Source organism: Sporosarcina sp. E16_8, assembly GCF_017347095.1.
In the GTDB taxonomy this organism is placed as follows: Bacteria; Bacillota; Bacilli; order Bacillales_A; family Planococcaceae; genus Sporosarcina.
This window is the reverse complement of record NZ_JADPRZ010000010.1, coordinates 72,501-75,613: the sequence shown is the minus strand read 5'-3', so window position 1 is coordinate 75,613 and position 3,113 is coordinate 72,501. Positions and strand designations below refer to the sequence as shown.

At 50.8% G+C, this 3,113-nt stretch carries 6 tRNA genes and 2 rRNA genes (1 of these 8 only partly in view); all 8 read right to left on the bottom strand.

Going from position 1 to position 3,113, the window contains the following annotated elements:
- Positions 1–12: 12 nt before the first annotated feature.
- A tRNA-Met gene (locus I2484_RS09740) sits at positions 13–87 on the bottom strand.
- Positions 88–146: 59 nt separating this feature from the next.
- Positions 147–221 (bottom strand) — tRNA-Met (locus I2484_RS09735).
- A gap of 63 nt (positions 222–284) precedes the next feature.
- Positions 285–360, bottom strand: a tRNA-Val gene (locus tag I2484_RS09730).
- Positions 361–542: 182 nt separating this feature from the next.
- Positions 543–617: transfer RNA gene (locus tag I2484_RS09725), tRNA-Glu, on the bottom strand.
- Positions 618–639: 22 nt separating this feature from the next.
- Positions 640–731 (bottom strand) — tRNA-Ser (locus tag I2484_RS09720).
- A gap of 4 nt (positions 732–735) precedes the next feature.
- Positions 736–810, bottom strand: a tRNA-Asn gene (locus I2484_RS09715).
- 43 nt (positions 811–853) lie between these two features.
- Positions 854–969 (bottom strand): 5S ribosomal RNA (rrf, locus tag I2484_RS09710).
- Between the two features lie 146 nt (positions 970–1,115).
- A 23S ribosomal RNA gene (locus tag I2484_RS09705) occupies positions 1,116–3,113 on the bottom strand (it continues 934 nt past the right edge of the window).

Here is a 3,113-nt window from a genome sequence, read left to right as displayed (position 1 = left end):
CACGGGACCATTTGGTTGCGGGGACAGGATTTGAACCTGTGACCTTCGGGTTATGAGCCCGACGAGATACCACTTCTCCACCCCGCGACAACAATATAAAGTATTCATTTGATAATGAGCTTAATCTGCTACATCATGATAAAATTTGGTTGCGGGGACAGGATTTGAACCTGTGACCTTCGGGTTATGAGCCCGACGAGATACCACTTCTCCACCCCGCGACAATACTATTTATTAAATGTAAGGAAATTTCTTTAAGCGGTGAAGCTGCTCAAAAAAATTAATGGTGGAGGATGACGGGCTCGAACCGCCGACCCCCTGCTTGTAAGGCAGGTGCTCTCCCAGCTGAGCTAATCCTCCTGGGTAAAATTTCGATAAGCTGCGCATCTCTTTGTCAGCTTCATTCGCTCAGTCAGTCACGTACTAATGTACGCTCCTTGCTCCTCCCAATTTCAACGAGAGTATACTATGCTCGAATTACTGAATTAAAGCCTACGTGCTTAATGATAAACTCTTTTCAATACTTCGTATTGAAAAAGTAATGGTGACCCCTACGGGATTCGAACCCGTGATACCGCCGTGAAAGGGCGGTGTCTTAACCGCTTGACCAAGGGGCCTTGATTATTATTTATGTGAATCTGGCGGAGAGCAAGGGATTTGAACCCTTGAAACAGCGTTAGCCGCTTACATGATTTCCAATCATGCTCCTTCGGCCACTCGGACAGCTCTCCTAAATGGCTCCGCAGGTAGGACTCGAACCTACGACCGATCGGTTAACAGCCGATTGCTCTACCACTGAGCTACTGCGGAATAATATTAAGAATATACAATAAGTATCTTCTATGGACTAACAGACCAGCGACGTCCTACTCTCACAGGGGGAAACCCCCAACTACCATCGGCGCTGAAGAGCTTAACTTCCGTGTTCGGTATGGGAACGGGTGTGACCTCTTCGCAATCGTCACTGAACTATTTTCCACAAGACAAGATTAAGTATATCATATCTTGTTAGGACTTGCAAGCGTTTTTACAAAATAATTAATTTTGTTCGCTCAAAACTGAATAAAACAGACATTGTGCTACACAGAATCAGGGTAATCAAGCCCTTTTCAAAATTGGTTAAGTCCTCGATCGATTAGTATCCGTCAGCTCCACACGTCGCCGTGCTTCCACCCCAGACCTATCAACCTCATCTTCTTTGAGGGATCTTACTTACTTGCGTAATGGGAAATCTCATCTCGAGGGGGGCTTCATGCTTAGATGCTTTCAGCATTTATCCCGTCCATACATAGCTACCCAGCGATGCCTTTGGCAAGACAACTGGTACACCAGAGGTATGTCCATCCCGGTCCTCTCGTACTAAGGACAGCTCCTCTCAAATTTCCTGCGCCCGCGACGGATAGGGACCGAACTGTCTCACGACGTTCTGAACCCAGCTCGCGTACCGCTTTAATGGGCGAACAGCCCAACCCTTGGGACCGACTACAGCCCCAGGATGCGATGAGCCGACATCGAGGTGCCAAACCTCCCCGTCGATGTGGACTCTTGGGGGAGATAAGCCTGTTATCCCCGGGGTAGCTTTTATCCGTTGAGCGATGGCCCTTCCATGCGGAACCACCGGATCACTAAGCCCGTCTTTCGACCCTGCTCGACTTGTAGGTCTCGCAGTCAAGCTCCCTTATGCCTTTGCACTCTACGAATGATGTCCGACCATTCTGAGGGAACCTTTGGGCGCCTCCGTTACTCTTTAGGAGGCGACCGCCCCAGTCAAACTGCCCGCCTGACACTGTCTCCTGCCCCGATAAGGGGCATGGGTTAGAAGTCCAATACAGCCAGGGTAGTATCCCACCAACGCCTCATCCGAAGCTAGCGCTCCGGAATCCAAGGCTCCTACCTATCCTGTACAGGCTGCACCGGAATTCAATATCAGGTTACAGTAAAGCTCCACGGGGTCTTTCCGTCCTGTCGCGGGTAACCTGCATCTTCACAGGTATTATAATTTCACCGAGTCTCTCGTTGAGACAGTGCCCAGATCGTTACGCCTTTCGTGCGGGTCGGAACTTACCCGACAAGGAATTTCGCTACCTTAGGACCGTTATAGTTACGGCCGCCGTTTACTGGGGCTTCAATTCGAAGCTTCGCTTGCGCTGACCTCTCCTCTTAACCTTCCAGCACCGGGCAGGCGTCAGCCCCTATACTTCACCTTGCGGTTTTGCAGAGACCTGTGTTTTTGCTAAACAGTCGCCTGGGCCTATTCACTGCGGCTCTCTCGGGCTTTAACACCCTACCAGAGCACCCCTTCTCCCGAAGTTACGGGGTCATTTTGCCGAGTTCCTTAACGAGAGTTCTCTCGATCACCTTAGGATTCTCTCCTCGCCTACCTGTGTCGGTTTGCGGTACAGGCACCTCCCGCCTCGCTAGAGGCTTTTCTTGGCAGCGTGAAATCAGGGACTCAGGGTATACACCCCTTGCTATCACAGCTCAATGTTATAGGAATGGGATTTGCCTCATTCCACACCTCACTGCTTAGACGCGCATGACCAACAGCGCGCTCACCCTATCCTACTGCGTCACCCCATTGCTCAAACGGCGGGGAGGTGGTACAGGAATATCAACCTGTTGTCCATCGTCTACGCCTTTCGGCCTCAACTTAGGTCCTGACTAACCCTGAGCGGACGAGCCTTCCTCAGGAAACCTTGGGCATTCGGTGGAAGGGATTCTCACCCTTCTTTCGCTACTCATACCGGCATTCTCACTTCCAAGCGCTCCACCAGTCCTTACGGTCTAGCTTCGACGCCCTTGGAACGCTCTCCTACCACTGACATCTAAGATGTCAATCCACAGTTTCGGTGATTCGTTTAGCCCCGGTACATTTTCGGCGCAGCGCCACTCGACCAGTGAGCTATTACGCACTCTTTAAATGATGGCTGCTTCTAAGCCAACATCCTGGTTGTCTGGGCAACGCCACATCCTTTTCCACTTAACGAATACTTGGGGACCTTAACTGGTGGTCTGGGCTGTTTCCCTCTCGACTACGGATCTTATCACCCGCAGTCTGACTCCCAAACATAAATCATCGGCATTCGGAGTTTGTCTGAATTCGGTAACCCGGG